At 67.0% G+C, this 5,812-nt stretch carries 8 protein-coding genes; all 8 read left to right on the top strand.

The features are described from left to right. The coding region (locus tag ACRDUX_RS34760) for an MFS transporter (RefSeq protein WP_526421051.1) at window positions 1–968 on the top strand (968 nt) is incomplete at its 5' end. Beyond that, on the top strand, window positions 965–1,774 hold the full coding sequence (locus ACRDUX_RS34755) for an N-acyl homoserine lactonase family protein (RefSeq protein ID WP_526421049.1): 810 nt from the start codon (window positions 965–967) through the stop codon (window positions 1,772–1,774). The genes ACRDUX_RS34760 and ACRDUX_RS34755, both read left to right, overlap by 4 nt. Next, window positions 1,771–2,622 (top strand): SDR family NAD(P)-dependent oxidoreductase, encoded by an 852-nt coding sequence (locus ACRDUX_RS34750; RefSeq protein ID WP_526421047.1) that lies wholly within the window; start codon window positions 1,771–1,773, stop codon window positions 2,620–2,622. Before ACRDUX_RS34755 ends, ACRDUX_RS34750 begins: the two co-directional genes overlap by 4 nt. Next, a complete protein-coding gene (locus ACRDUX_RS34745; protein WP_526421045.1) occupies window positions 2,619–3,533 on the top strand; it encodes an NAD(P)-dependent oxidoreductase in 915 nt (304 codons plus the stop codon). Before ACRDUX_RS34750 ends, ACRDUX_RS34745 begins: the two co-directional genes overlap by 4 nt. Further along, entirely contained in the window at window positions 3,530–3,934 is a 405-nt protein-coding gene (locus ACRDUX_RS34740; protein WP_526421044.1) for a cupin domain-containing protein, read from the top strand. The genes ACRDUX_RS34745 and ACRDUX_RS34740 overlap by 4 nt, the downstream gene beginning before the upstream one ends. Continuing rightward, window positions 3,931–4,329: a carboxymuconolactone decarboxylase family protein gene (locus tag ACRDUX_RS34735; RefSeq protein ID WP_526421042.1), complete on the top strand. Its 399-nt coding sequence runs from the start codon at window positions 3,931–3,933 to the stop codon at window positions 4,327–4,329. Before ACRDUX_RS34740 ends, ACRDUX_RS34735 begins: the two co-directional genes overlap by 4 nt. After that, window positions 4,322–5,221, top strand: a complete 900-nt coding sequence (locus tag ACRDUX_RS34730) for an NAD(P)-dependent oxidoreductase (protein WP_526421040.1) — start codon at window positions 4,322–4,324, stop codon at window positions 5,219–5,221. The genes ACRDUX_RS34735 and ACRDUX_RS34730 overlap by 8 nt, the downstream gene beginning before the upstream one ends. 29 nt (window positions 5,222–5,250) lie before the next feature. Further along, the coding region (locus ACRDUX_RS34725; RefSeq protein ID WP_526421038.1) for a carboxymuconolactone decarboxylase family protein at window positions 5,251–5,812 on the top strand (562 nt) is incomplete at its 3' end.

The raw sequence follows: 5,812 nt of genomic DNA, 5'->3' as shown, positions 1-5,812 counted from the left end.
GTTCCGCCGCGTTCCTCGTCGAGTCGACCCCGACCAACCGTCGCGGCATCTTCGCGAGCGTCGTGTCGGGCACCGCGGCGCTTGCGACGATCGTCGGCAGTCTCTTCGCCCTGTTCCTCAACTCGATGCTCACCGAGAGCCAGATTCTCAGCTGGGGATGGCGCGTGCCCTTCCTCATGGCGGCACCGCTCGCACTGATCGGCCTCTACATCCGGTCGCGTCTGTCCGAGACCCCGGTGTTCGAGAAGGTCAAGGCGCAGCAGTCTGCGCAGCCGCCCGATCGGCTCGCCGTCTTCCGCGGATTCCGCCGCAACGTCAAGCCCATCTTCCTGACGCTCGCGATCGCCGCGGTTCAAGGCCTCGGTTTCTACTACCTCGCGACATACGTCGTGAACTACCTCATCTCGACCGTGAAACTCGATCGCGGCACCGCGCTCGGCCTCGCCGGGATCGGCCTCACCGTCTACATGATCCTGTGCCCGGTTGCGGGTGCGCTCTCCGACCGCTTCGGCCGCCGCAGACTCAACGTCATCGGCACGATCGGGTACGTCGTGCTGCCCTTTCCCGTTTTCCTGATGATGTCGGGCGGCCAGAGCGTCGCCATCGTCGCCGGGATCATTCTGCTCAGCCTCGCCCAGTGTCTCGTCAGCGTCACGACGGTCGTCATGCTCGTCGAGTTGTTCCCCGCCTCGACGCGTGCCTCGAGTAGCGCGTTGGGCTTCAACTTCGCCCTCGCCTTCATCGCGGGCCCCGGCCCGTTCATCGGTGCTTGGCTCGCCGGGACCACGGGCAGCGCGGTTGCCCCAGCGGGCTACTTGGTGGTCGTCGCGGTGATCGCACTCGCCGTGATCCTCAAGTGGCTTCCCGAGACGGCGGGGCGCGACATCTCCGTCGAGGACGAAGCTGGTGATGGCGGCACCGCGGAATTCGCCGCGGGCGCGCCCGGACTGAAGGGAACCGGCCGATGAACTCCGACACCTACCGGGTCACGATCGTCAAGTACGGCGAGCGTTCGACCCACAAGTCGGACGTGTACCTCAACCACCACATCTACGGCCAGGACGACGACCCGATCGGCATGGACTACTTCTTCTGGGTGCTCCAGAACGCCGATCGCACGATCATCGTCGACACCGGTTTCTCCAAACGTGGCGGTGAGGTGCGCAACCGTACCTTCGGCATCGACCCCGCTCGCGCCTATGCGGCGCTCGGGGTGGATCCGAATACCTCACCGGATGTCGTTGTGACACATGCGCATTACGACCACATCGGCAATCTCGGCATCTTCCCCAAGTCGACGATCGTCATCGCGCAACGCGAGTTCGACTTCTGGACCGGCCCGCTCGGCACGCGAAAGCAGTTCCACTACTCGGTCGAAGACGAAGAGATCGCCGCCCTCGTCGCGGCGGGCGAGGAGGGCCGCGTGCGCACCTACGAGGGTTCACTCGAGCTCGCCCCTGGCGTCACCCTGCTCGAACTCGGCGGCCACACACCGGGACTCAGCGTCGTACTCGCGGCAACGAACGAGGGGACGGTGCTGCTGGCCTCGGACTCGATGCATTATTACGAAGAGCTCGAGGCCGACATGCCCTTCGCGTTCGTCGCCGACCTTCCCGCGATGTATTCGGGCTTCGACAAGATCGCCGAGTTGGTCTCGTCCGGTCGGGTCACCCACCTCGTGTCGGGCCATGACCCAGACACCCTGTCTCGCTTCACGCCCGTCACGGATGGCGAGCTCGCGGGGATCGCCGCAACGATCGGATCACTCTCGTGACGGCGCCAGGCCGATTCGCCGGACGCGTCGCCGTCGTCACGGGGGCAGCATCCGGCCTCGGTCGAGCCTCGGCGGAACGCCTGGCCGACGACGGTGCGCACGTCATCGCGGTCGACGTCAACGGTGAAGCCGTCGAAGCACTCGCCGCCTCGCTACCAACCGAATCCATTGGCGTACGCGCGGATATCGCCCAGGAGAAGGACGTCGACGCCTACGTGGCCGCGGGCCTCGAGAAGTTCGGCCGGATCGACCTCCACCACCTCAACGCCGGCATCTTCGGCAGCTTCGCTGAGCTGCCCGACCTGACCGTCGACGACTTCGAGCGGGTGATGGCGGTCAACGTGCGCGGTCAGTTCCTAGGGCTGCGGGCCGCGTTCCGCCTCTACCGCGAGCAGGGCACCCGCGGAGCGATCGCGGTCACGGCATCCATTGCGGGACATACCGGTTCGGCCGACCTGCTGCCATACCAGACCTCGAAGCACGCGGTCGTAGGGCTCGTCCACGCGGCGGCCGTCTACGGCGGACCGCTCGGCATCCGCGTCAACGGTGTCGCTCCCGGCATCGTGCCGACCGAACTGTTCGCCGCGGCCGCCTCGACCTCGGGCGGAAAGAACGACATGGTGCAGCGCGCATCGACGACGCCGTTGCGTCGCGCTGGCAAGGCCGCCGAGATTGCCGGAGCCGTCGCGTTCGTGCTCAGCGAGGACGCGGCCTATATGACGGGAGAGATCATCGCGGTCGACGGCGGAGCCTCGATCGTGAACACGGTGCGGCCATCCGGCGGCGCCGGAGCGTGGGATGCGGGCGCCGTCGATGACGCCCTCTATTCGAAGGAGTGGGGCCGATGACGGCTCAGACACAGAGGATCGGGTTCATCGGTCTCGGCAACATGGGCGGTCGCATGACGGCGTGCATCGTCCGCGCCGGGGTCGAGGTGCTCGGCTTCGACACCCGCGAAGGTGCTGCCGAGGAGCTCGGCGCCACCGCCGCAGCCTCCGCCGCCGCGGTCGTCGCGGGAAGTGACGTCGTGCTGCTCTCCCTGCCCGACAGCAAGGTCGTCGAGGCCGTCGTGTACTCCGATCCCGCCTTCCTCGAGGCGGTGCGGCCCGGGCAGGTGATCGTCGACCTGTCGACCTCGGCACCCGCGTCGACCCGTCGCATCGCGGCGGACGTCGCCTCGCGCGGAGCGAGCTACCTCGACGCGGGCATCTCCGGCGGCGCAGCGGCCGCCGAGAAGGGCACGCTGACCCTGATGGTCGGCGGTGATGCCGCTGCCAGTGAGATCGCCAGGCCCGTGCTCGAGCACTTCGCCGAGAAGATCTTCCTCTGTGGCGAAAGCGGCGCTGGCCACACGGTGAAACTCCTCAACAACTTCCTCAACGCCGTAACCCTTTCGGCGACAGCCGAAGTCATGGTGGCGGCGAAGAAGGCCGACCTCGACTTGAAGACCGTGCTCGACGTGATCAACGCGAGTTCAGGGGTCAGCTTCGCCAGCACCAACCGCTTCCCGAAGATCATCGAGGGCGACTACCTCAAGGGCGGACTGACCAACACCCTGATGCTCAAGGACGTCACGCTCTACCTCGATCTCGTCGCCCAGCTCGGCGTCGCCAGCCTCAACGCGCCAGGGCCGGTGGCCGCCTTCGGTCTCGCCCGCCAGCTCGGCTACGCCGACGAGATCAGCAACACCGTCGTCGATGCGATCGGCGACGTGTCGGGCGGAATCCGCCTACACGACCCGAAGGGAGACGCTGCGTGATCATCACCTCAGCTCGAGCACAGGCCGGGACTGCCGGCAAGCCGGGCTCGCAATTCACCGGTGCGGCATATCCGTACCTGACGATGCCCGCGACCGACGGCGTCACCATCAACACCGTCGACTTCACGCCGGGAGCTCGAACCCACTGGCACTCGCACGAGAACGGCCAGATCATCCAGGTGCTCGCGGGCCGCGGCCTCATCCAGTCAGAGGGTGGGCCGGTACACGTGCTGCGCGCAGGCGACACCGTCTGGGCGCCTCCCGGCGAGCGGCACTGGCACGGTGCCGCACCCGACAGCTTCATGGTGCACACCGCGATCTCACTCGGCGTCACCGCCTGGGAGATCCCGGTCACCGACGAGGAATACGCAGAACCCACGACCGAGGAGAACGAACCATGACGAGCGACGGAACGCACGACGAGAGCTACGAACGCGGACTGGCGATCCGCAAGGAGGTGCTCGGCGAGGCGCACGTGCAGAAGTCGCTCGACGCGGTGAGTGAATTCTCCCGGCCCATCCAGGAACTCGTCACCGAGTACTGCTGGGGCGAGGTCTGGTCGCGTGACGGCATCGACCGGCAGACCCGCTCGATGCTCAACCTCGCGATGCTGACGGCGCTGAACCGTTCGCACGAGCTCGGGGTGCACGTGCGCGGAGCGATCAACAACGGCGTCACGCCCGCCCAGATCCAGGAGGTGCTCATCCAGGCCGCCGTCTACGTCGGTGCGCCCGCCGCGCTCGAGTCGTTCCGCGTCGCGGAGCGGGTGTTGAAGGAGATGGGCGTCGATGTCTGAATCCGCCACGCAGCGGCTGACGATCGGCTTCATCGGCCTCGGCAAGATGGGCAGCCCCATGGCGCGTCGGCTCGTCGAGGGCGGCCACCGGGTGCTCGGCTTCGACGTCGCCCCCGAGGCACTCGCCCACCTCGCCGAGGCGGGCGGCACACCGGTGCACTCCGCCGGTGAAGCCGCGGTTGCCGATCTCGTGGTGCTGATGCTGCCCGACTCGAACGTGGTCACTGCAGTTCTGCGCGGCGACGACGTGGCGGCCGCACTCGCATCCGACAGCGTCGTGATCGACATGAGCTCGTCGGAGCCGATGCGCACGCGCGAGCTCGCCGCCGAACTGGCGCAACGCGGTGTCCACCTCGTCGACGCGCCCGTCTCGGGCGGTGTCCGCGGCGCAGAGACCGGCAAGTTGACGATCATGGTCGGCGGCGAGGTCGGGATCGTCGACCGCGTCGAGCCCGTGCTCTCCCTGCTCGGTCGGCCGGTCCGGGCCGGTGACGTCGGCGCAGGCCACGCCGTCAAGGCACTCAACAATCTGATGTCGGCGACTCACCTCTGGGTGACGAGCGAGGCGATGATCGCCGGGCAGAAGTTCGGTCTCGACCCCGAGGTCATGCTTTCGGTGTTCAACGGGTCGAGCGGGCGCAGCGGTTCGACCGAGAACAAGTGGCCCAACTTCATCCTGCCGGGTGGCTACGACTCCGGCTTCGGGCTGCGACTCATGCTCAAGGACATGAAGATTGCGACCGCACTGGCCCGCGCGGTCGGCGTCGAACCCGCCCTCGGTGACGACGCCGTCGAGCTCTGGAGCCGCGCGGCCGACGATCTCGAGCCGGCCGCCGACCACACCGAGGTCGCTCGGTGGATCGCTTCGGCTTCAACTGCACACAGCCACTGAACCCCTTCCCTAGATGTGAGGAGAACGGCATGTCATTGACGACGCGTCAGCAGCAGGTCAAGGACGACTTCGTCCGCATCCGCGGCACGTGGAGCGATCTGTGGGAGAGCATCCTGCTGCTCGATCCCGACTTTCTCGAGACCTACACGGGCTTTTCGTCCGTGCCGTGGCGTGACGGCCACAACCACCTCGACGACAAGACCAAGGAGCTGATGTTCATCGCGGTCGACGCCGCCGCGACGCACATGTACGCCCCAGGAGTGCGCCAGCACATCAAGTCGGCCTTCGCCGCCGGCGCGACTCCGAGCGAGATCATGGAGGTCATCGAATTGACCTCGACGCTCGGCATTCACGCGATGAACATCGGGGTGCCGATCCTGGTGCAGGTGCTCGTCGAGAAGGGCCTGCGCAGCGGCCCCGCACCGCTCGACGCCAACCAGGAGCGCATCAAGGCCGAGTTCACCGAGAACCGCGGCTACTGGCACTCCTTCTGGGACGAGATGCTCGAACTCGACCCCGACCTGTTCGAGACGTACACGGCCTTCTCGAGCGTGCCGTGGAAGTCGGGAACGCTGTCGCCAAAGGTCAAGG

Source organism: Mycobacterium sp., from assembly GCF_050701675.1.
Taxonomy (GTDB): domain Bacteria; phylum Actinomycetota; class Actinomycetes; order Mycobacteriales; family Mycobacteriaceae; genus Mycobacterium.
The sequence above is the reverse complement of the archived record's forward strand: the minus strand, read 5'-3'. Positions and strand labels throughout refer to the sequence as shown.

Excerpts from the sequence above, each read along its gene's own strand:
- ACRDUX_RS34755 (WP_526421049.1), top strand. The coding sequence starts at position 965 with ATGAACTCCGACACCTACCGGGTCACGATCGTCAAGTACGGCGAGCGT.
- ACRDUX_RS34745 (WP_526421045.1), top strand. The coding sequence starts at position 2,619 with ATGACGGCTCAGACACAGAGGATCGGGTTCATCGGTCTCGGCAACATG.
- ACRDUX_RS34735 (WP_526421042.1), top strand. The coding sequence starts at position 3,931 with ATGACGAGCGACGGAACGCACGACGAGAGCTACGAACGCGGACTGGCG.
- ACRDUX_RS34730 (WP_526421040.1), top strand. The coding sequence starts at position 4,322 with ATGTCTGAATCCGCCACGCAGCGGCTGACGATCGGCTTCATCGGCCTC.